General features: G+C 52.5%; 22 protein-coding genes, 1 other RNA gene and 1 pseudogene. 5 read left to right on the top strand and 19 right to left on the bottom strand.

Going from position 1 to position 22,569, the window contains the following annotated elements:
- Positions 1–183: 183 nt before the first annotated feature.
- The gene (grpE, locus tag EIZ48_RS07395; RefSeq protein ID WP_160649710.1) at positions 184–804 is read right to left on the bottom strand and encodes a nucleotide exchange factor GrpE; all 621 of its coding nucleotides are present in this window, start codon (positions 802–804) and stop codon (positions 184–186) included.
- 195 nt (positions 805–999) lie between these two features.
- On the opposite strand from grpE, the gene nadK reads away from it, so the two are divergent.
- The 3 genes from nadK (at position 1,000) to bamE (ending at position 4,266) form a co-directional block, all read left to right on the top strand.
- Positions 1,000–1,881, top strand: coding sequence for an NAD(+) kinase (gene nadK / locus EIZ48_RS07390; RefSeq protein WP_075762454.1), 882 nt, complete (start codon positions 1,000–1,002; stop codon positions 1,879–1,881).
- Between the two features lie 190 nt (positions 1,882–2,071).
- The gene (gene recN / locus EIZ48_RS07385; RefSeq protein ID WP_160649708.1) at positions 2,072–3,739 is read left to right on the top strand and encodes a DNA repair protein RecN; all 1,668 of its coding nucleotides are present in this window, start codon (positions 2,072–2,074) and stop codon (positions 3,737–3,739) included.
- A gap of 170 nt (positions 3,740–3,909) precedes the next feature.
- On the top strand, positions 3,910–4,266 hold the full coding sequence (bamE, locus tag EIZ48_RS07380) for an outer membrane protein assembly factor BamE (RefSeq protein ID WP_075762456.1): 357 nt from the start codon (positions 3,910–3,912) through the stop codon (positions 4,264–4,266).
- Between the two features lie 80 nt (positions 4,267–4,346).
- Here the strand turns inward: bamE and EIZ48_RS07375 are convergent, their stop codons facing one another.
- Positions 4,347–4,670, bottom strand: coding sequence for an RnfH family protein (locus EIZ48_RS07375; protein WP_160649706.1), 324 nt, complete (start codon positions 4,668–4,670; stop codon positions 4,347–4,349).
- Positions 4,660–5,094 (bottom strand): SRPBCC family protein, encoded by a 435-nt coding sequence (locus tag EIZ48_RS07370; protein ID WP_075762458.1) that lies wholly within the window; start codon positions 5,092–5,094, stop codon positions 4,660–4,662. Before EIZ48_RS07370 ends, EIZ48_RS07375 begins: the two co-directional genes overlap by 11 nt.
- A 226-nt stretch (positions 5,095–5,320) precedes the next feature.
- Here EIZ48_RS07370 and smpB point away from each other — a divergent pair, with 226 nt between their 5' ends.
- Positions 5,321–5,803, top strand: a complete 483-nt coding sequence (smpB, locus tag EIZ48_RS07365; protein WP_160649733.1) for an SsrA-binding protein SmpB — start codon at positions 5,321–5,323, stop codon at positions 5,801–5,803.
- 105 nt (positions 5,804–5,908) lie between these two features.
- Positions 5,909–6,279: a transfer-messenger RNA gene (gene ssrA / locus EIZ48_RS07360) on the top strand.
- A gap of 172 nt (positions 6,280–6,451) precedes the next feature.
- Here the strand turns inward: ssrA and EIZ48_RS07355 are convergent.
- The 16 genes and pseudogenes from EIZ48_RS07355 to EIZ48_RS07280 form a co-directional block, all read right to left on the bottom strand.
- Positions 6,452–8,056 (bottom strand): methyl-accepting chemotaxis protein, encoded by a 1,605-nt coding sequence (locus tag EIZ48_RS07355; RefSeq protein WP_160649704.1) that lies wholly within the window; start codon positions 8,054–8,056, stop codon positions 6,452–6,454.
- A gap of 491 nt (positions 8,057–8,547) precedes the next feature.
- A complete protein-coding gene (locus tag EIZ48_RS07350; protein ID WP_075762472.1) occupies positions 8,548–8,877 on the bottom strand; it encodes a DMT family transporter in 330 nt (109 codons plus the stop codon).
- Positions 8,878–8,888: 11 nt separating this feature from the next.
- Positions 8,889–9,290 (bottom strand): DMT family transporter, encoded by a 402-nt coding sequence (locus EIZ48_RS07345; protein WP_075762473.1) that lies wholly within the window; start codon positions 9,288–9,290, stop codon positions 8,889–8,891.
- A 51-nt stretch (positions 9,291–9,341) separates the two neighbouring features.
- Entirely contained in the window at positions 9,342–10,088 is a 747-nt protein-coding gene (locus tag EIZ48_RS07340; RefSeq protein WP_075762474.1) for a hypothetical protein, read from the bottom strand.
- 37 nt (positions 10,089–10,125) lie between these two features.
- Positions 10,126–10,797, bottom strand: coding sequence for a phosphate propanoyltransferase (locus EIZ48_RS07335; protein WP_075762475.1), 672 nt, complete (start codon positions 10,795–10,797; stop codon positions 10,126–10,128).
- A 320-nt stretch (positions 10,798–11,117) separates the two neighbouring features.
- Positions 11,118–11,357: pseudogene (locus EIZ48_RS29390) on the bottom strand (BMC domain-containing protein); the annotation flags it as partial.
- 10 nt (positions 11,358–11,367) lie between these two features.
- Positions 11,368–12,336: a choline TMA-lyase-activating enzyme gene (gene cutD, locus EIZ48_RS07325; RefSeq protein ID WP_160649700.1), complete on the bottom strand. Its 969-nt coding sequence runs from the start codon at positions 12,334–12,336 to the stop codon at positions 11,368–11,370.
- 68 nt (positions 12,337–12,404) lie between these two features.
- Positions 12,405–15,815 (bottom strand): choline trimethylamine-lyase, encoded by a 3,411-nt coding sequence (gene cutC, locus EIZ48_RS07320; protein ID WP_160649698.1) that lies wholly within the window; start codon positions 15,813–15,815, stop codon positions 12,405–12,407.
- 92 nt (positions 15,816–15,907) lie between these two features.
- A complete protein-coding gene (locus EIZ48_RS07315; RefSeq protein ID WP_160649696.1) occupies positions 15,908–17,050 on the bottom strand; it encodes a 1-propanol dehydrogenase PduQ in 1,143 nt (380 codons plus the stop codon).
- 15 nt (positions 17,051–17,065) lie between these two features.
- Positions 17,066–17,323, bottom strand: a complete 258-nt coding sequence (locus tag EIZ48_RS07310; RefSeq protein WP_075762480.1) for a EutN/CcmL family microcompartment protein — start codon at positions 17,321–17,323, stop codon at positions 17,066–17,068.
- A 32-nt stretch (positions 17,324–17,355) separates the two neighbouring features.
- Positions 17,356–19,020, bottom strand: a complete 1,665-nt coding sequence (locus EIZ48_RS07305) for an acetaldehyde dehydrogenase (acetylating) (protein ID WP_192928486.1) — start codon at positions 19,018–19,020, stop codon at positions 17,356–17,358.
- A 101-nt stretch (positions 19,021–19,121) separates the two neighbouring features.
- A complete protein-coding gene (locus tag EIZ48_RS07300; RefSeq protein ID WP_075762482.1) occupies positions 19,122–19,400 on the bottom strand; it encodes a BMC domain-containing protein in 279 nt (92 codons plus the stop codon).
- A gap of 12 nt (positions 19,401–19,412) precedes the next feature.
- A complete protein-coding gene (locus EIZ48_RS07295) occupies positions 19,413–19,697 on the bottom strand; it encodes a BMC domain-containing protein (RefSeq protein ID WP_075762483.1) in 285 nt (94 codons plus the stop codon).
- Positions 19,698–19,721: 24 nt separating this feature from the next.
- Positions 19,722–20,000: a BMC domain-containing protein gene (locus tag EIZ48_RS07290; RefSeq protein WP_015670698.1), complete on the bottom strand. Its 279-nt coding sequence runs from the start codon at positions 19,998–20,000 to the stop codon at positions 19,722–19,724.
- Positions 20,001–20,663: 663 nt separating this feature from the next.
- Positions 20,664–21,173, bottom strand: coding sequence for a FidL-like protein (locus tag EIZ48_RS07285; protein ID WP_160649694.1), 510 nt, complete (start codon positions 21,171–21,173; stop codon positions 20,664–20,666).
- Positions 21,173–21,985, bottom strand: a complete 813-nt coding sequence (locus tag EIZ48_RS07280; protein WP_160649692.1) for a winged helix-turn-helix domain-containing protein — start codon at positions 21,983–21,985, stop codon at positions 21,173–21,175. The genes EIZ48_RS07285 and EIZ48_RS07280 overlap by 1 nt, the downstream gene beginning before the upstream one ends.
- Between the last annotated feature and the right edge of the window lie 584 nt (positions 21,986–22,569).

The following is a 22,569-nucleotide window of genomic DNA, read 5'->3' as shown; positions in this document are numbered from 1 at the left end:
TAACCTGCCCGAAGTCAGATTGGGGCAGGCGGTGCGGACTCAGCCGCAGAAAATTGATTTACGATGTCGTATGACTACTAGATAAGGGCAGCCATTTTGTTTTCAAGGGCAACATCGAAAAAAAATTCAAAAAAATAAAAACCCGCTTAAAAATTGCGGGTTTTCCGATCCTAGCCGCTCAGCTTACGCCTGAGTATCAACGTTGCCCGCAGCAGCTTTAGATACCATTACCATTGCAGGGCGCACAACGCGGCCGTTCAGCTCATAGCCTTTCTGCATAACCAGGATAACCGTGTTCGGCTCGTGCTCGGCACTTTCCTGGATAGACATCGCCTGGTGGAACTCAGGGTTGAACGCTTCACCCATAGGGTCGATTTGCTTCAGGCCGAACTTCTCGACGGTATCCGTCATTGTCTTCAGCGTCAGCTCGACACCTTCAAGCATTGGCTTGATCGCTTCGTCGTTCTTGTCTGACATTTCGATCGCACGTTCCATGTTATCGATAACCGGCAGCAGCTCTTCGGCAAACTTGTTCAGGGCAAATTTACGTGCCTTGTCAACTTCCTGCTCGGTACGGCGACGCATGTTGTCGATATCAGCGCGAGCACGCAATACACTGTCTTGCTGCTCTTTCACTTTCGCTTCGCTGGTTAGCAGAGCCGCTTCAAGTTCAGCAATACGTGCTGCCTGAAGCTCTTCTGCAGTCATTTCTACTACTTGTTCCTCAGCAGATTCAGTTTCAGCTGCATTCACAGTGTCTTGCTGCAGCTGTTCGTCCTGTACTTTTTTCTCTTCGTTGCTCATGCGTTCGCTTCTCCGCCAAGATTTATTGTTCGTCAATGGAGTGGAAAAAACACACAGTTCCCACCCTTAAAAAACGGTCATGCGCATATTATGGGGATGAAGTTCAATGATTCAAGCCGAGATCGCTCACAAAGCGCGACAAGTGTCTAAACCTAGCGCTATACTGGCTCCACTATCATTTGTCGGATCAAGGACATGAAGCGCATTTTTCAGACAATCGCGTTAATTGGTAAGCCGAGAAACCCTGACGCCCTGCAAACCCACAAAAGTTTGTACGACTGGCTGAACAACAAAGGCTACGAAGTATTGGTCGATCACCGTCTGGCTAACGATCTGGACGTCCCGCAAGCCTCACTATGCGATTTGCTGACAATTGGCGACAAAGCCAACCTGGCCATCGTCGTCGGCGGTGACGGCAATATGCTCGGTGCCGCCCGGGTGCTTTCCCGTTTTGATGTGGCCGTGATCGGCGTCAACCGTGGCAACCTCGGCTTTCTGACCGACCTTGCCCCCGATGATTTCGACTCGGAGCTCGAAAAGGTACTGAACGGCGAATTCATCACCGAAAAACGCTTCTTGCTAGAAGCCGAAGTGCACCGTCACGGGCAAATCAAAAGCCGCAACGCCGCCCTGAACGAGGCCGTGCTGCATCCGGACAAGATTGCCCACATGATTGAATTCGAAGTGTATATCGACGAGACCTTCGCTTTCTCTCAGCGCTCAGACGGGCTCATTATCTCGACGCCGACAGGTTCAACCGCCTATTCATTATCGGGCGGCGGCCCTATCCTGTCACCGAGCCTCAATGCCATTTCCCTGGTGCCGATGTTCCCGCACACGCTGTCTTGCCGCCCACTTGTGGTCGACGGCAACAGCCGGATCAAGCTGCTGGTTTCACCGACCAACGGCAGTACCCTCGAGGTCAGCTGTGACGGACAGGTCTCCCTGCCGGTCAGCCCCGGTGACGAGATCCTGATTTACCAGAGCCCGGACCACCTCAAGCTGATCCACCCGAAGAACTACAGCTACTACAACGTGCTGCGCGGAAAGCTGGGCTGGTCGAGCAAACTGTTCTGAGCCCCTTTCCCTTCTGAGCCCTTTCCCTTCAGAGCTAAGCCAGCCATTGCGCTGGCTTTTTTGTGCCTGTAATTCATCACCTTAACTCACATCAAACTTTCTGAGAAAAAATTCACCCAGTATCTTTACTGTGTATAGATACAGTATATACTGTATGAAAAAACAGGTGTTGATTTAAACAGGTGAACACATGCTTGCACATATGACGATCTCCAACTTTGCTATTGTCAAAAACCTTGAATTTGAACTAAAACCGGGAATGACCACCATTACCGGTGAAACAGGCGCAGGTAAATCTATTGCCATTGATGCGCTCGGCCTATGCTTGGGAGATCGGGCAGAAGCCAGCATGGTGCGGCCAAATGAAGACAAAGCCGAAATCTCGGCCGCCTTTTCATTGCAGAACAACCAGGCAGCCCGTCGCTGGCTGGAAGACAATGAACTCGTCGACGGCGAGGAGTGCATCCTGCGTCGGGTGATCACCAAAGAAGGCCGCTCCCGTGGCTTTATCAACGGCAGCCCGGTACCGGCCTCGCAACAGAAAGCCCTCGGCCAGTTGCTGATCAACATTCACGGTCAGCACGCCCACCAGCAGCTGATGCGTGCCGAGCACCAACAGCAAATGCTGGATCAATATGCCGGTCATCACCTGTTGATGGAAAAAACCCGCAAGGCCTACCAAATTTGGCGTCAGGCCAATAACGAGCTCAAGCGCCTGACCCAGAACCGGGAAGAGAACGAAGCGCAGAAACAGCTGATCCAGTATCAGGTCAAAGAGCTCAATGAACTGGCCCTTGGCGAAGACGAATTTGCCGAGATCGAAGAAGAGCACAAGCGCCTGTCCAACAGCGGCGAGCTGGCCGTTTCCAGCCAGACCGCACTTTCGGTACTGTATGACAACGACGAAGGCAACGCCCTGCAGTTGCTGCAAATGGCCAGCCAGCAGGTCATTACCCTCGGCGAGCTGGACAGCAACCTGAGCACCATTCCGGCCATGCTGGAAGAAGCCATTATCCAGGTTCAGGAAGCGAGCCAGGAGCTGCGCTGCTACCTAGACAATCTGGATATGGATCCTCAGCGTCTGATCTACCTTGAAGAGCGTCTGGCCAAAATCATGTCACTGGCACGCAAGCACTACGTGATGCCCAACGAGCTATACCAGAAACACCAGGATCTGCTGAAAGATCTTGAAGCGCTGGACTGCAGTGACGAGCGTCTGGAAGAGATGGCCGAGCAGGTCGAGCTCCAGCGCCAAAAGTTCCTCGCCACGGCAGAAAAGCTCAGCAAGAGCCGCCAGCGCTACGCCAAGGAGCTGGACAAGAAGATTTCCAACAGCATGCACGAACTGAGCATGGAACACGGTATTTTCAAAATTGATATCCAGAGCGATGCCGAAGGGATGCTCAGCCCGCTGGGCTTTGACAACATCACCTTCCTGGTCTCGACCAACCCCGGCCAGCCGCTGCAGCCGCTGGGCAAAGTCGCCTCCGGTGGTGAGCTGTCGCGTATTTCCCTGGCCATCCAGGTAATTACCGCGCAGAAAGTCGAAACCCCGAGCCTGATTTTCGATGAGGTGGATGTCGGTATCAGCGGCCCGACCGCGGCTATCGTCGGCAAAATGCTGCGTACACTGGGCGAGTCTACCCAGGTAATGTGTGTGACTCACTTGCCGCAGGTTGCCGGTTGCGGCCACCAGCAGATGTTTGTTGCCAAGAAATCAACCAAAGGCCAGACCGAGACCAACATGTACCCGCTGGATGACAAAGCCCGGGTTTCCGAGCTGGCCCGCCTGCTGGGCGGCAGCGAAATCACCGAAAGAACACTCGCCAACGCAAAAGAATTGCTGTTTGCGGCCTGATATCAAACAGAATATTGTTCAGACCGGTATTATTGAAATAAACTTAAGCCGTGATGCAACTAATTAGCTAGCTCACAGTCTCAATTACAGTTTTTTTCTTAACCGCTTTTTTACTTCTGCCCAGAGCTTGTTTATCATCGCAGCAGTAAAAGCGAATTTGCCGGGATGCTATGAGTTGGAAAAACATTGCTGCACTAACGTTAGCAGTAAGCCTGTTAGGTGGTTGTTCAGTCGTTGAAAGGCTGGTTTATCGAATTGATATCAATCAGGGTAACTACCTTGATCAAAACGACATCAATACCCTGCGTTACGGTATGAACAAAGAACAGGTGAGCTATGTTCTGGGATCGCCAATGTTGGTTGAACCTGAATATCCAAATACCTGGTACTACGTCTACTACCACAAGCCGGGCCATGACGAAGCCATTCAGAAGAACCTGGTGCTCACCTTTGATGCCCAAAACAAACTCACTGGGCTATCCGGTGACTATCAGTCGGGACCAAACTTTATGGATCCGATTAACTGATACCACTGAAATAAGTGATGACCACAAAAAAGCTCGCAACTGCGAGCTTTTTTATTGTTTCCGGTATACAGAATAAGGCTTTATTCGGTCGCCTTGGCGTCTAGCGCCTCCTGCTTGGCCTGTTCGGCACGCTTGCGGCGGATCTCTTTCGGATCGGCCAGTAACGGACGGTAGATTTCAATCCGATCGCCATCGTGCACCGTCGCATTGGGCTTCACATTACGACTGTAGACACCCACCTTGTTCTTCTTCAGGTCAATTTCCGGGTACATTTCCAGTACGCCGGACTGCTCGATAATCTCATGAACCTGGGTATCGGGGGTGATCGCCAGCTTGATCACACGCTGGGCCTGAGGCAGCGCGTACACCACCTCGACATGGATCAGCTTTTCTTCAGAACTCATAAACTTCTCTGGCTCGTTGGGTAAACGCATTCACCATATTATTGGTTAGATCGCGGAACACCTTGCCAAACGCCGCTTCTACCAACCCGTTGGTAAATTCAAAATCCAGTTTCAGCTCAACCTTGCATGCCTCGGCATCAAGCTCGGTAAAGTGCCAGCCGCCAACCAGACGCCGGAAAGGGCCTTCCACCAGCTGCATGTCAATTTTATTCACGCCAATCAGCTGATTGCGGGTGACAAAGGTTTTCTTGATTCCTGCCTTGGATACATCGACAGATGCCATCATATGCTCGTCAGAACTTTCTAATATCTTAGTGCCGGAACAGCCCGGCAAAAACGCAGGGTAAGACTCAACATCATTAACAAGTTCAAACATTTTCTGTGCACTAAAAGGAACCAGTGCAGAGCGACTAATCTGAGGCATAGTTTCTCCTTTACCCATAACAAGTGCCTCAACTCTCAAGTATTTAGCGACTTAGCAGCCAAAACCTAGGAGAAGAGGTGGGGCAATGATACCATTACTCGGCTATTAGCCAAAATTCGTGCAAATCCAGCCTTAAGGCGAACGCCTTCAAGGCCTGCGGATACTGCACTTCGACCTGCCGATAATCTCATCCGGCAGGGACTGCAAAAGAGTGAACAAAATATCTATGGCAAAGAAAAAACCAAGCAAGCCGGGTAGCAATACCATTGCGAAAAACAAATCGGCGCGTCATGAGTATGCGATTGACGACGAATACGAAGCAGGCCTGGAACTGCAGGGCTGGGAAGTGAAAGCGATCCGCTCGGGCAAAGTAAACATTTCCGAGAGCTACGTGTTCCTGCGCAACGGCGAAGCCTTCATTTCCGGGGTACAGATCACCCCGCTGAACGCCGCATCGACCCACGTTGTTGCCGACCCGACCCGTACCCGCAAGCTGCTGCTTAACCGCCGCGAAATCGACAAGCTACTGGGCGCGGTAAACCGCGACGGCCAAACCATTGTGGCTCTTTCCATGTACTGGAAGGCATCATGGGTTAAACTAAAGATAGGTACAGCGCGAGGCAAGAAGCTGCACGACAAGCGTGCCGACAAGAAAGATCGTGATTGGCAGCGCGACAAGGCACGTATTATGAAGAGCAGCATGCGCTAAGAAGATGCCGAACCGGCTAAGCGGTGGATTTTTCTCCATAAGAGCCGGTTCAACAGGGTTTTATGTTGACCCTATCGCATTTTCTGTTACCATCGATCGAACTCTGGGGCTGATTTAGGATTCGACAGGATCACGAAGGCTTTGGGAGCATGCCGAGGTGCGGTTGGCCTCGTAAAAAAACCGCAAAAAAATAGTCGCAAACGACGAAAACTACGCACTAGCAGCTTAATACCCTGCTGAGAGCGCTCCTGCCCTAGCTTCCGCTTGTAAGACGGGGAATAACAGGGGTTCAAACCCAAACGAGATAGCGAGGGAATCTTTGACTAGAGAGATGAACCGCGAAATATGAATTCTGGTATGTACTTGCATAGCGTGTCTGTTCGCAGTGCACTTACGAGAATAAAGACAGACTAAGCATGTAGCGCCTCTGGTTAGACTGGTTTTGGACGCGGGTTCAACTCCCGCCAGCTCCACCAAACGTTTGGAAACGGGACATCTTCGGATGCCCCGTTTTTGTATCTGCCATTTATATGAATGACACTAAGAGCCCGCTAAAGCATTGCCTAGCTGGCTTTATTGCATTTCCATGGCTGGTAACCTCCATTACCAGCCATTTGTGTCAATCACATCTCTCAGCGCAAACTGCAATTAAATATGAAAACGCTCCGTGTAGTTGCTCAGCTGCTGTCCAACTTCAGATAGGTGATCGGCCAGTTGCTGGTTGTTAGTGGCGTTGTCGCGGGTTTTGTGGGAGGTGTCTGCAACATGGACGATGCGCTGGTTCATGTCATCGGCGACATCACTTTCTTCCCGTGTGGCGGTGGCGATATGGGCATTCATTTCATTGATGGCCGCGACGGCTTCGACGATACGCTCTAGGGCTTCATCGGCCTGTTTCATGTGTTCGACACCAGCAGCGGCCTGCTGCTGGCCAGCACCGATCACGTCTACAGCCTGATGGGCCTGCTTTTGCAGCTTCTCGACCATCTGCTGAATTTCGCTGGTTGAGTTGGCCGTTCTGGCAGCCAGGCCACGCACTTCATCGGCAACAACGGCGAATCCGCGTCCGGCTTCACCGGCACGGGCGGCTTCGATGGCGGCATTTAGTGCCAATAAGTTGGTCTGCTCGGCAATGTCGTTGATCACTTCCAGTACCTTGCTGATCCCCATGCTGTCGGCATTGAGGGTATTGATTACTGTCCCTACCGACTGCACCTGCTGATTAAGTTCATCGATAGTACCGGTTGCCTCCAGCATCACAGTGCGGCCGCGGTTGGCTTCTTGTTCTGCACGGTTGGTGTATTCCGAGGCATTGGCGCTGCTTGAAGCGACTTCCTGAATGGTGGCAGAAATTTCATTCATCGCCGTCGAGATCATCTCGATCTCCTGATATTGCTGCTGCATGCCGCTGGCATTTTCAGTGGCTGCCTTTTTCAGCTGCAGGCTGGAGACGCTCAGCTGTTCGCTCGATTTGATGACGCTGCCCATCATGCTGGCAACTCCCCAGCGGGCCTCGTTGTAGTCGGTATAAAGCGCGCCGATTTCGTCGCCACTGTCATCAGACGGCAATGGCTTGGTGAGATCGCCTTTGGCGAACAGCTGCAGCGCTTCACGCAGTGGCAACAGAGGTTTCATCAGATATTCGTGAACGTATAGATACAAGCTTCCGGACAGCAGCATCAAGACCAGGATCAAGCCCAACGTGATCTGCATATTGACCGTCACACTGGTATTGCTGGCCGTCTCCATCATCTTCACCGCGGTATTCATTTCCTTGAGAATAACCGGAGAACGCTGATACAGCTCTCTTATCAGGGTGGCATTCTCTTCGCTTCGAAGCTGGCTTTCATCTATCTGCAGCAGCTTTTGGATACCGGCGCGATATTCAAGCCATAGCTCGTTCACCTTGCTAAGCTGGGCTTCAATCTCAGGGGTCTTAGGCGCTGAGATACCTTGCTCCTTGTCGCCGTTTCTCAGCACGTTCATTGATGACTCAAACAGTTTAATTGTCTTGTTAACTCCCTCTTGCTGTTCCATGCCGGACTGTACCAGCAGGACTTCCTTGGCAACCCGTTGGGACAGCATTCGCTGGCGTCCGGCTACGTTAATGGTTGCCGCATCAGCTTCCATCCCGTAGTAGATAATCCCCATCGCGCTGAACCCGGATAGTACTAAGATGACACTCAGCAGCAATAGCTGCGCCTGGATACTCTTAAGGCCGATAGTCTGAAGTAGCTTTCTTATTATTTTCATTCTTTTTATTACTCTTATCTTTAGATAGTTTTGATGTATTTCAGTAAACGCTGCCATGGTGCCGCTTACACCACGTCGAATTGGCACTCCGCTCGCCAAGGCAACCCGACTTACTGAGCAGTAGCTATCAGGGCAATCACTGAGTTTTGACATCAGGCTGGTTTTGATCGCGACACAACCCGTCAAACAAATGACAAAAGCGTCAAAACACGGACATACTACATTAGAGGTATCAATCAGGAATATGGTTTCAAATCAAAAAGTAGTGTGAATTATGGATTATTTGTCGCATATTTGATCAGGCGTCAGGTTTTAGAAAACTAGACAGGCGCCTCGTCAAGCAATTGACATTAGTTCGCATAAAAAAAAGCCCCTAATACGAATTAGGGGCTTTCAGCTATCTATCTAGTTTTGAGCAAGACAATCCATAACCATGCGACAATTTGATACTGATCGTATGTTGGTATTGATCGCATGCTCAGGCTTGGTGATTACATCTGCGAGAACACATTCATGATCACGCCGCCTGTGATGATCAGGCCCATTGCCAGCATGGCCGGGAAGTCAGGCTTCTGCTTGTAGAGGATCATCGAGAAGATGGTTACACCGATAATACCGAAGCCACACCATAGCGAGTACGCAATACCGACAGGGATATAACCCATCGCCTTGGTCAGCGCGAAGTAACACAGGCTGTATGCACCAATCACCAGTGCCGACATCGCCGGATTACGGAAGTTGTTGGTTTTCTTGATGTATGATGTACCTGTGATCTCAGAGCAAATTGACAGTGCCAGCCACAAAAATCCTACGTTGAACATGGTGTCTCTCCTTACCCTTTCGCTTCTTCAGTGTTAAGTTCGATTGCTTCTTCTTCGCTTTCTTCTTCACCCATCTTGGAGAACAGGTTCATGATGATGATCCCGCTGGCGATGACCAGCATGCCGATCATCGCGGCCATATCCGGATGCTGGCCGTAGAACACCATGCCCAGCGTCGAGACCAGCAGGATACCGGTGCCAGACCAGGTGGCGTAGGCAAGACCAACCGGCAGGTATTTCACCGCCTGGGACAGCGAGTAGTAACACACCACATAAAGCAGAACGATAACTGCCAGCAAGGCTGTTTTGGTAAAGCCTTCACTGGTGTCGAACATTTTCAGGGTTGAGGTGGCCGAGGTTTCAGAGGCGATAACCAACGCCATCCAGAGCCATTTTTTTACAGATTCAGACATAAATACTCCTAAAGTTTTCTTTCAATTTTTGTTTTCGAATTAGATAAAGCGTTAGCTCGCCTGCTGAGCCTTTACATACTCCTGAGCCAGATCGGTTAACCGGTCCTGCTCGGAAAATGCGGCGATCCCCTGCTCCATCACCTCGGAAAGGGTGATAAAGCGTGGCGATGCCGATTCAGCCGGCACACTTGCATTTGTTCTTACATTTGTTGTTATTGCGTTCGTTGCTCTTTCGTTAGTAGAAAGCGACTGGCAGCCCTGCTCCTGTGGTTCTGCGTCAAATACCGCTATCGAACCAAGCGTTAAACCCAGTGCCTGTACCGTCTGACGCTGTGCTGTCAGCCTTGCGGTCATGGCCGGGTTATTGGCCAGTCCCTTCAGCTGGTTCAGCTCGCTGTCTAACCGGCACTGATAATCCAGAGCGGCTGTCGGTATCCCTTTCATCAGAGCGGTTTGCACCAGTACAGCACCCGGCGATCCGAACAGGCCATTGGCGATCTCGGCCAGCGTTGCCGGATCGAGAAACGGTAGCCACACCGCCTCGAAGCCGGACAGAAACTGCACCGGATCGCTGCCGTCCCACGTCAGGATCTCCCCCACTTCCTGCCACTGAATCGCTGAATGCGCGGCAGTTGCCGAAGGCGGGATGTAGATGGAAAACCGGCGCTGCTGGCACTGCTGAAGACGCGCAATGATCAGGGACTGATAGTCCGCATCACCGCCCAGAACAACCAGCGTGCGAGGCTGCATGCCCGCGAGCACACGTTTCACCAGGGCTTCAATCTGTTGCTCGTTCATTCCTACCTCTCTTAGCTCAGTCATTTGTCTGGCTTAATTACCGAGCCAGATAAACGTCTTCTCCCGAGCGGATCCCTGCCGCATTCGCTTCATCGGTGTCGATATGGAACTCCAGCGCATACGAAGGGCTGACTCGCACCACCACCTGCTCGAATACCACGCCGCAACCGCCACCAGCACGCACCTTCACCCGCTGGCCGTTCTCGACCTGAAAGCGAGCGGCGTCTTGTGTGCTCATGTGGATATGGCGCTGGGCACAAATCACTTTCGAATCGAGATGGCAGTAACCCGCCGCTCCGACCAGCAAGGCATCTGCCGAGCCAGTCAGATCGCCCGACTCGCGAACAGGCGCCTTGATACCAAGGGTGTAACAGTCGGCTTTCGAGACCTCGAGCTGCGTTTGTGGCCGGGCCGGACCCAGCACGCGTACACGCTGGATCGAGCCCTTAGGGCCGACGATAGTGACGCACTCTTTGGCTGCGAACTGACCCGGCTGCTTGAGCTCCTTGATAGGCGTCAGCTGATAGCCCGCCCCGAACAGCGCTTCGATGTCCTGCTGGCTAAGGTGAACGTGGCGGTTTGACACCCCGGTAGGAATGCCAAGCTCCGACACCGCACCTGCCATGACCGAGCTCAATACCGCTGCTTCCTGTCGGCAGCTCGGCGGCAGTTTCTGCTCAATCTGTGCCATTAACGTTGCGCTGATCATTTGCGTGGTCCTTGTTTACGGGTTCGGGTAGAACGCTTCGCCGCCGGTTTGTCGCCAGCCGCCTTGCGGCTTGTTTCTGGCTTAGGCTCTGTTTCCTGTGCAGCTTCTGGCCCTTTAGTAGTTGTTGGCTCTGGCTTTTGCTCGGGCTCGGGCTTTTGCTCTGGCTTAACCAGCACCTCAGGTGCAGGCTGCGCTTTTTCCGGTGTTGCAGTATCGACTTTCGGTGCAGGGGGATCGGCTTTCGGTGCAGGTTCACAATCTGCATCGGCAACCGGCTCCGGCTCCGGCTGAGCTGATGATGTGTTTTCCAGCATCGCCAGCACACTCTCGTCAGGGCGGGCAATCACCAGTGACGCCACGACGCCCTGCGCCGCTTCGACACCGTTTTCTACCGCCGCCGAGATGGCACTGATCTCGCCGTGAAACATCACGGACACCAGTCCCGAACCTATTTTCTTGTAACCCACCAGATTGACGGCTGCCGACTTGCAGGCCGCATCAGCGGCGTGAATGGCAGGCGTCAGACCCCGGGTTTCTATTACGCCCAAACTGGTCGTCATCGTTTCCTCCTTAATGTCGAACCAAGCGGATATCGAAATCGAACTGGGTAAAGAAGGCGCTTAACTGGTCTAGCTCTTCGTCGCTATAGCCAAGGTCTTGGGTGATTGGGTAAATCATGTCGAGCTTGTCGTATTTGGTTTTGCCAAACTGGTGGTATGGCAGCACGTCGATACGCTGGATGTTGCCGCGCTTGGCAAGCTCCATGACATAGCTGAACGCCCCGGTGATCGAATCGTAAGAGTCGTTGTAGCCGCGGATCAGAGGCATACGGATCACGATGTTGGCACCAATATCGACCAAGTATTCGAGGTTGCGTTTTACCCCTTCGTTACCAATTCCGAGCAACTGACGGTGCTGGTCGGTATCAATTTGCTTGATATCAAACAGGAACAGATCCGTGCAGGTAGCCAGTTTCTGGTAGCTCTCCAGGCTGGTGGTGCCCTGGGTTTCAATCGCGGTGTTGATCATCTGCTTTTTGCATTCGGTCAGCAGCGCCGTGGCGAAATCCGCCTGCAGGCTCAGCTCGCCGCCGCCCAGCGTCACCCCGCCGCCGGAAGACATGTAGAAGTCGTAGTCCTGCATGATGATTTCCATCAGCTCGGAGACCGTGACATCTTTGCCCATCACATCCAGCGCATCGCCCATGCACACTTCTTCACACTTACGGCAGCCAATACAGTCCACCGTCCGGTTGATTTTGTGGACTGCCTTGCCGTCCGCACCGGTGCTCATCATGTGCACACCAGCAGGACATACCTGGGCACACTTGCCGCATGCGACACACTTGTCCTGGCTAAACATCACCTGGAACTTGCTGCTCAGCCCCTCGGGGTTGGCGCACCAGTCACACTGCAGGTTGCAGCCCTTGAAGAAGATCAGCGTCCGGATCCCGTCACCGTCATAAATGGAATATTTCTGGATATTGAATATCCGTCCTGTTAGCTCTGCGTCTTTGCTCACTTGTGCTATCCCAGTCATTGTTTTTTCTCCTCACTTCGCTCGCGCTTAGTGGCTTTATAAGGGGCCTTGCGGCCCCTTGGGCTGGGTTAGAATTTTTCCAGTACGGTACGGCTGATGATTTCGTCCTGAACTTCCTTACAAAGCTCGACGAAGTAGGCACTGTAGCCGGCAACACGCACGATCAGGTCGCGGTATTTCTCAGGCTCCTGCTGGGCTTTCTTCAGCACTTCGTTGTCGACGTAGCTGAACTGCATCTGGCCGTTACCAAGAATGGAAGCGGTTCGCAGCAAGGTGATCAGGCCGTTCTTGCCTTCCGGGGTATCCAGCAGGCCTTTGAGGAACTTGAAGTTGTGAACCATACCGATGTTCATGGTTTCAACGTTCATCTTGCTCACCGACTTGATAATCGCCGTCGGGCCCTGCTTGTCCGCACCCTGAGTCGGGCTGATACCGTCAGACAGCGGCATCCACGCCAGACGGCCGTTCGGTGTCGCGTTGGTCAGTTCGCCAATCGGGGTGTTGTTAGAGATAGACAGGGTGCCGTGGCTCAGACGCGAATAAAGCATCTCGTACTTGCCACACTCACGCTCGGTCCACTCGGTGATATCCAGCGCGAAATCATCGGCGTAGTTATCATCGTTACCGAACTTCGGTGCGTTCAGGCAGTCACGGCGCAGCTCTTCGAAGCCTTCGAAGTTAGCCAGCATCGCATCGCGCATTTGCTCCAGGGTGTACTTCTTGTCTTCAAAGACCAGCTTGCGGATCGCCGCCATTGAATCGACGTACGTTGCCAGGCCAGAGAAGATCAGACCCGGACCGTAGTTGACCACGGCACCACCGGCACTGACGTCTTTACCCTGCTCCATACAGCCTTCCACCAGCAGTGACATCAGCGGCTTAGGCGCCACATCACGGTGCACGCGCTGGCTGATCACCGTACCGACGGCAGACAATTTGACGATATGGGCGATTTGCTCCTTCACTGCCGCATCAAAGGCGTCGAAGGTTGTCATGCTATTCAGATCACCGGTATCCAGGCCCTGATGGCTATCGAACAGCACCATGCGGCCGCGGTTCAGCACGAACTCAATCGCGATAGGCCACTGGGTGTAACCGGTAGAAGTCCACTGGTAGATACGGCCGGATTTCTGCGGCTCTACACAGCCCATCAGGCAGTAGTCACGGGCATCTTCGAAGTCGTAACCTTTGCGCAGCATCATCTTGATGTGTGAGTCATCGAAGTGACATGCCGGGAAGCCCATGCCCGCCTTCACGACATCAACGATTTTTTCCATGTAGTGCTGTGGCGACTGGTTGTGAATACGACACGCCAGCGACGGCTGGTACACCTTCACAAAACGCACCGCATCCATGATCAGCAGGGTCAGATCGTTGGTCGCATCACCGCCCATACGCTTCTGGCCGCCAACGGTCAGGTTGATGAACGGCTGGTAACCGGCGAAGTATTTCGCGCCCAGCTCGCTCGACATCCACATCAGCTCGGCACACTTGATGATAAAGGCCTGCATCATCTCCAGGGCTTGTTCCTGAGTCAGACGACCAGATTCAATATCCGCCTGGTACATCGGGTAGCAGTACTGATCAAGACGGCCCAGTGACAGACCTGTCTGGTTCTCTTCCACCTCGAACAATGACTCGACTGTCCAGATGCTCTGCAGCGCTTCCTGCAGGGTCTTCGGCGGGTTGGCCGGAACGTTTTCATTGGTTTCAGCGATGGTGAACAGCTCGGCACGGCGCGCCGGATCCGTTTCGGTCAGTGCCAGTTCGCGGGCGTGGTTTGCCAGACGCTTGGCATAAGCCATCACACCTTCACAGCTTTCGATAGACGCCTTGTAGAAGTAAATCTTGTCGATGTCTTCCGGGTTTTCCATGCTCAGCTGAGCCAGTTTTTCCTCGGCATCGGCCTTGATGCCGTTCATGCCTTTAGTGAACAGCAGGACGTCGTAACCCGGACAGGTATCGCCACCACCGTTGATCTGGTGGTAAGACAGATCACTGACGTAAGTCTCGCCACTGAACTCCCACAAACCGGCTTCGCGGTACTGGGCTTCACAGATCTCATCTAAAGAGCGGCCTTCCCAGAACGGTACGATCTCTTCGCGGATCACCTTCTTGTCTTCTTCGGAGATCTCGAACGGATCCTGCGGACGGGTGCTCATGGTATCGAGCTCGTCACGAACCCAGCGCCATGCGATATCCGGCGAGAAGGCACCGGCACGCGGCTTGCCACATGGGTGGCCGACAATCAGCTCGTCATCCTGGATCAGCAACGGCGCAGTTTCACAGGCCACGCGGAATGCCTTGGCACGCAACAGGATTGGCGGCAGGCCCTGGTGCTGCTTGGTCACCTCGGTGAATGCCAGCGCACGGTAGATAGAGACGCTCGGACGGGCTTTCAGGTAGTTATGACGCAGGCGCTGCATACGCGGTGTCAGGCCTTCCATCTCTTTGACTTCAGACTCGGCGGTTGTTGCAATCTGCGGAGCCGCTGCAGTAACGGGTGCACCACCGGCCTGGTACAGGCGAACCGCCAGTTTGCTATCAAGGCTTGCCAGGTTGTTACGGGCAGCCAGCAGCATCTTGGACAGATCGTTGATCATCAGCTGGCTGTCCTCGAAACGGCCGCCCTGTACCATCCAGTCGAACATCGGGTAACCGTCGACCGCTTTTTCTGCGCGCACTTCAGACAGCTCGCTCAGTTTCAGCCACAGGCTTTCGATCACTTCATAGGCCTGCTGCTCGGTGATCACACCGGCCTGCAGATCACGCTGGTAGTAGCTGTATAGCGCCTTGTCGAAACCTGCTGCACCCACGGCGTAGCCACCGTTGTCCAGATGCATCATTAGCTGGAACAGATAGAAGGCCTGACAGGCTTCCTTGAATGTCTGAGCCGGTTGCGCCGGTACGCGGCGAAGGATCGCGGCGGTTTCTTTCAGCTCGGCCTGACGGTACGGGTGGGTTTCCGTTGCCGCCATACGCTCCATTTCGGCAGCCAGTTTGTTGGCCAGTGCCACGGCACCGTTGCAGGCAAAGATCATCGCCTTGCCCTGATTGACTTCGTCCATGCCGCTGCGGCTGATCGCGCTGCCGATGTTTTTCAGGCGCATCTCGATGTGCTGTTCCAGTACCTGGAAACCAGAGCTGATCACCGACATGTAGTCAGGGCTGTGGGTTTTATCGCAGTTAAGGAAACCAAACACAGACTCGTTGTTCAGTTCGTCTTCGGTGTGGAAGATTGCACCGCGGGCCTGAGACGACTGGCTGCCGACAATCAGTTCATCCTGACCGATATGGACAGGCATCTCAGCCATTAGCTGGGAAAACTGATGGGCATTTTTGACCATCGGCGGCATACCGGCGATATCGTCGCCCATTGATGCCAGAATGGTTGCACGCTCGGCGCTAATAGTACTTTTTTGCGCAAGCAGTCTTTCCGCCAGCATTTTTACACGCGGCGTAAGGGAATAGTTGGCCATAATTCAGCCTCTCCTAATAATATGTTTCACTGTCGGCCGGGCCTGGACGGCCCGCCGTTTGGGTATTGGATTGTTATGCGCTATGGCATTGCCTAGGTGTGAGCAATACCTGCAAACGCTTGTCGGTATAGGGTTTCCAAGTGGTGGGTGTTCACCTCACGCGGATTGGTCGGGGTACAGCTATCTTTCAGCGCCGGACCGACCAGGTCGGGCAGCGAGGCAAAGAACGCCTGCTCGGCCACCTCGCAGTCGCGGATGCCTGCCGGCATATTCATCTGCTCTTTGAGCACATCAATCGCCACGATAAGGCTCATTACACCTTCCCGCGTAGAACGGCTCGGCAAGCCAAGCTGCTTGGCCAGATGGGCATATTTTTCTGCCGCCAAGGTCTGGCAGTCGCCGTGCAGGTTGGCGTTAAAGGCCACAACATGCGACATCATCAGGGCGTTCGCCCGTCCGTGCGGAATGCCGAATACGCCACCCAGCGCGTGGGCCAGGCTATGGGTGATCCCCAGCGAGGCATTGGTAAATGCCATACCGGCAATGCACGAGGCATTGTGCATTTTCTCCCTTGCTTCGAGGTTGCTGCCGTTCTGGTAGCACTCAAGCAAGTGGGCGAAGACCAGCTGCACGGCCTTTTCGGCCAGGGCATCGGTAAAGTCAGACGCCATCGTCGAGACATAGGCCTCCAGCGCGTGACACAGCACATCCATCCCGGTATCGGCGGTAATGCCCGCAGGCACCGACTTCACCAGTTCAGGATCTAAAATGGCGTGATCGGGCAACATAAACTCGTCGACCACTACCCATTTTTCGCCCTTTGACTTAATCACCGAAAATGCCGTGACTTCCGATCCCGTGCCGCTGGTGGTCGGGATAGCGACAAAGCACGGCTTTTTCGCCAGTTTGCCACTTTCCCACAGGGTGTAGATCACCCCTTTGGCCGCATCGATCACCGAGCCACCACCCAGCGCGACAACCACATCCGGCGCATCGGCATCCATCTGCTTCATGCCGTTGACGATGACCGAGATGTCCGGATCCGAGGTCACATCAGCAAACAGGCTAACCACCATCTGGTTGGCAAGCAGACGCTGGCGGACCATGTCGGCCATGCCAAACTTGACCATCGCCTGATCGGTAACGATCAATGCGCGCTGACCCGTCAGTGTGCCCAGCTTGTCTAGGGCGCCGTTGCCAAAATGGAGCGTCGGCTTAATCTGAAATTCATTCATGCGCTCTGTTATTCCTTATTTGTCCTGATGGACTTTTTCCACGATGGCAACGATTGACATGGCCTTGTACTGCTGTTTGTGCAGCGCAAAATATTCCTCAACCAGGACCAGGTCGCGAATGCCGGCTCCCACACTGTCGACGGCTACATAGGTACGGTCCTTGATGGGCTCGAGATCGTCCCCCAACGCCGTTACCAGCAAGAGGTTGCTGCCTCGTAGTTCGTCATTTTTCTGCGGGGCGACGACATGCCCGGTTACCTTTGCGAGAATCATAGTTTTGCCACCTTCTGTTGCGTTGCTACCGGTTAGGACGCCATGCGACCCATCACCTGCTTGATGATGCGCTCGACATTTTCTTCCGTTATGTCATTCCGGGCGTCAGTACCAGCGTCATTGCAGGCAGGAGCCGGAACGCCGCAGCCAAAGCGGTCATCCGCCGATGTTGTTGCTGCAGGTGCAGGAGCGGCGACAGGTGCCGGGCCACCGGTAAAGCGCGTATCTTCGAAGATGCTGGCCGGTGCACTTGCAGCCACAGCAGGAGCCGGAGCAGTAACAGGCGCAGCTTGTACTGGCTGTACCGCTGGCGCGATAGACGCTTCAGGCTGGCGAAGGTCGTCAATATTGCAGACGCCGTAGCCGACCTTGCGGACATTGAGCAGGTTCATCGGGCCGACGTTATCTGAGCTCGAGCCGCCGCCAAGAGCGCCGCAACCTAGGGTCAGAGCGGGGATCAGGTTGGTTGTCGCACCAATGCCGCCAAGGGCTGCCGGGGTGTTGACCAGCATCCGGAACACCGGTTTTTCCAGCGCAAACTGGCGCACGATGTCCTGGTTCTGGGTGTGGATCACCAGGGTATGGCCCATGCCTTCGTTGGTCAGCAGTTCCACCACGCGGTCACACGCCGAGCGCCAGTCTTCCTCGATGTACAGGCCCAGTACCGGGCAGAGTTTTTCACGGGAGTACGGGTTTTGATGGGATACGCTGTCCTGGCGCGAAATCAGTACCTTGGTGTTAGCCGGTACACTGAATCCGGCAATCTCTGCCAGTGATTGTGCGCACTTGCCGACGATAACCGGGTTAATCATGCCGTTCGGACGCAGCAGGATATTCGCCAGTTGTTGCGACTCCTGCTCATTCATGAAGTAAGCGCCCTGAGCCAGCAGCTCCTGGTGCACCTGCTCATAAATGCAGCGTTCGGCGATGATGGATTGCTCGGATGCGCAGATCACACCGTTGTCGAAGGTTTTACTGGTAATGATGTCACTGACCGCCTGCTTGATATCGGCGGTACGCTCGATAAAGGCCGGGCCATTACCCGGACCACCGCTGATTGTCGGTGTGCCCGATGCGTAAGCCGCACGCACCATGCCTTCGCCACCGGTTGCCAGGATCAGCGAGACATCCTTGCTGTGCATCAGCTCTTTGGTCGCTTCCATTGTCAGCAGCGTCACACCGTCGACGATACCGGCAGGGGCTCCGGCTTCCATGGCGGCGCGCTTGACCAGCTCAATCGCTTTCTGGCTGCATGCCTTGGCATTCGGGTGCGGCGAGAAGATGATCGCATTACCGGCTTTGAGCGCGATCAGCGTCTTGTAGAAAATCGTTGATGTCGGGTTGGTCGACGGAACCAGCGCGGTGATCACCCCAAGCGGTACACCTACTTCCATCACCTTGTTCACCGGATCATCGGAAATGATGCCAACCGTTTTGATCGGCTTGATATGCTCGTGCACCTTGGTCGACGCAAAGGTGTTCTTCAGTACCTTGTCCTGCCAGCGCCCGAAGCCAGTTTCCTCATGGGCCAGTTTCGCCAGCTCTTCGGCATGGCGAGCCGCTTCGGCCGCAATGTGCGCGACAATACTGTCGACTTTTTCCTGCGAGAACTGCGCAAACTGAGCTTGAGCCTGTTTGGCCTGTTTTAGCAGCTCACGGGCTGCCTGGATGGATTGTAAATCCTTGTCTAAAGTCATGATCTCTAGTCCTTCACTAATGCGTGAATGAGGGGAGGAAGGATTGCCTTACAACGATTGGGTAAGGCAAACTCGCCCCGGCATCTTGCACAGCGGCAACGTTAGGCCTTGTGCTGGGATGCAATTTTCTCGATGTCATTGTGTGGGCGGGCAATCACGCGAGATGACACCACTTCACCCACTTTCTGAGCCGCTTCAATGCCTGACTCAACGGCAGCGTTTACCGCACCGACATCGCCTTTCACCATGACTGTAACCAGACCGGAACCTACATTTTCGTAACCAATCAGCTCGATATTGGCGGCTTTGCACATGGCATCAGCAGCTTCAATACTTGGAACCAAACCCTTTGTTTCGATAAGACCAAGTGCATCTTTCATAGAACTTTCCTTTTATTCAGTCACGGTGTACTGAGAGACAATTTTTTCGATATCGTTATGCGGGCGGGCAATCACCAAAGACGTGACAACCTCGCCGACGCGCTGCGCCGATTCCACACCGGAGTCCACCGCAGCCTTCACCGCACCGACATCACCACGGACCATGGCCGTTACCAGGCCAGAGCCCACGTTTTCATAGCCGATCAAATCAACGTTGGCGGCTTTGCACATCGCATCAGCGGCTTCGATACACGCAACCAGTCCCTTAGTCTCGATAAGCCCTAAAGCATCACTCATTGTCAGATCCTCCGTTAACGCTGCTTATGCTTTGTGTTTAATAACGATTTTGTTGATATCGTTATGCGGACGAGCAATCACCAGCGAAGTCACCACTTCACCCACGCGCTGTGCCGATTCCACACCAGAGTCAACCGCCGCTTTCACCGCGCCGACATCGCCTTTCACCATCGCTGTTACCAGACCTGAACCCACGTTCTCGTAACCGATAAGTTCTACGTTTGCTGCCTTGCACATTGCATCTGCAGCTTCTACACAGGCAACCAGCCCTTTTGTTTCAATCAAACCTAATGCATCACCCATATTTATTTCCTCCGTACATAGGTCTCGAGTAAGCGTTATTGAGAAAAGGCCTCCAGGCCTTTGTATGTGGTTTTCTTATGGTTTTATTGGCCTGTTCCAACCACGAAAACACTATATTCCTCAACAAAAACAAATGGCATTAAACTCCAAGAATATGGGCAACTTAGTTGTTTGTTCTACCACGAAGGCGAATTCACGCCCTGATTCACAGAACCATCCTGATATTTATCTTTTGGCGATATTGGCAATCAACCTGAATAAGCAGCAAAAACGGAGCTAAATCACAGTAATGACAACCGTCGTTATAACCGAACAGTCAGCATGAAAATTCCGGCATGTTTACCCGGTGAAAGTATTACCAATAAGCCAGGTCAAAAGCTAAAGCGGAAATAAAAGCAGCAGAGAGAGTAAATATTCATCAGAGAGATGAATTAAAAGAACCAAAAATAGAAGTAGAAGTAGAAGTAGAAGTAGAAGTAGAAGTAGAAGTAGATAATTAATTTGAAGGGGTAAACAAGGAAGAGGTTATACCGAAAGTCGGCCGTCAGTGGGAGATGAACATAGCCGTCGACAACCAGTAGATTATTGACGGCTTAAGCCCTAGATATAAAGACAATTAATAACTTGAGATTGAATAATACAAATAAGAAAGAACGGGTCGCTCTATTTGTCACTTAACGCGCAGACAAACAACGGCGAGTTGATCGAGCTCAGCAATACGGTTCTGTAGCTAAGCTTTTCGACTTTGATCAGCAGTTCGTCATGACTGTCAGACATTTCACGCATGAAATAATCAAACAGCACATCGGGGGATTCATCAATTGAGGATTTGGTCGAAGACCAGCTATGCACCTGATAATGGCGTTCATACCCTGAGACTCGCTCACTGGTATAATCGAACTGAACATATCGTTGCAAATACAGCCACCCCGCCTTGGAGTCGGAATAGCCCTCGACAACCAAGGAGCCTTTGCCACGGTCGCCAAAGCGAAAGTGAACATTCGCATTCACGGTTTCTGTCACCGTGTCTTCGAAGTGCATGATCGCCCGTGCCGTACAATTCAGATCACCAGATTGCGAGGGGATCACTTTGGATACGAAGGGCAAGCTACAGAGGAAAAATAAAATCAGCGCGTAGAGAAAAAAAATCTTACCGCTTTTGCGTGTTAGCATTATTTCTTCCAAGAATAATAAAAATAGTTATCACAGTAGGCGTAGGGGTTATTTTCGTTTTCGGCACATCGCGCAATGTAGGTTCGCCCTAACCCATTGCTTTGCAACTTATCCCCATAGTAAAAAATGAACCTTTCATGCTTGGCACAAGACAGACCCAGCTTGTCGCGCACCGCCTTGAAGTTGGTGACGTATTTATCTCCCATCGCACTGTTTATCATCAGCTCAGGCGAAAAGAGCTCGCACAGACCGCTCTCGACCTCTGTCAGGCTGACAATATGCAGTGAGCGCTCAGTAATGATGGCCGTCCATAACAAGCCCAATGCCGCGATAAACAATATCGCGCTGGCTATCATCCAGTTCCGTTCCTGCTGCTCGGTTTGTGGCGGGAACTCTTGCTCCTTGATGCCTTTTACCAATGGTTCGGGGGCTATCTCTTTATCATCACTCGCCTGCTGCAACAAAGGGTGCAGATGATTATCATCAACAACCTCAATCACCAGTTCGGGATTAAACTCCAGCCGCCCACGCGGAATGGTTACAATCACATTTTCAATATCGTAGCTGCGAAAAGATTTTCTCAACAAACTCAGGTATTGATTCAAATTACTGTTTGATGAAATAAGACCGTTGTCATCCCATACCTTTTTCATCACTTCATCGCGCGTCAGCACGCCCGGGTGCTGAATTAAAAAAAACAATAATGCATTGGCGGTAATAGAAAGCTGAGTGTCATCTGCCGCTTGTCCTTCAAGCTTTAGCGTGCCATCTATTGCATCGTAATATAGAAACCCATTTATTTTATACTTCATTGGTATAGGCTAATTCCGCTCAAAATGACCGCAATTCCCCGTATCCTGATTCTTTTCCATGACAATAAAATATACAACTGCCACCAACCCTGTATTTATCAGAGTAAAAATGGACCCGTGGATAATAACAATCGCAGAATCTAATTGGAGTGGGGAAATAATCGAAGGTGAATCATACCGTCGGGATGAGAACTCTATTTTTGATGCAGATCAAGAGAAGCTGGTCAGACAAGATCACATCGCTCTATTATGTCTACCAAGTCACATGAAACTATTCACACTGACTGAAAAATAATCCACCGGATATTTATTTTCTATAATGAAATATATCAATATTCTTTATTGTGAAAAAATAAATGATATAAGCGGTTATCGAGTTAGTGAACGGTGGCTAACAACTCTTTTTATTTCCACTCGATATTTTCAACATTATAACTTAGCTGTTACTTTTGCTGATTATACTTAAGCAACCTCAAGAAGCTCGTTTCATGGCCCAAACCTCGATAGAGATTTACCAAAACGTATTTAGCTGTGATGGCAGCGTCAGGTTGACCTGCAACGCAATCATACCCTGTCAGCATCAT

The sequence above is a fragment of the Photobacterium alginatilyticum genome (genome assembly GCF_009910675.1).
Lineage (GTDB): Bacteria > Pseudomonadota > Gammaproteobacteria > Enterobacterales > Vibrionaceae > Photobacterium > Photobacterium alginatilyticum.
This window is presented reverse-complemented; position numbering and strand designations above follow the sequence as displayed.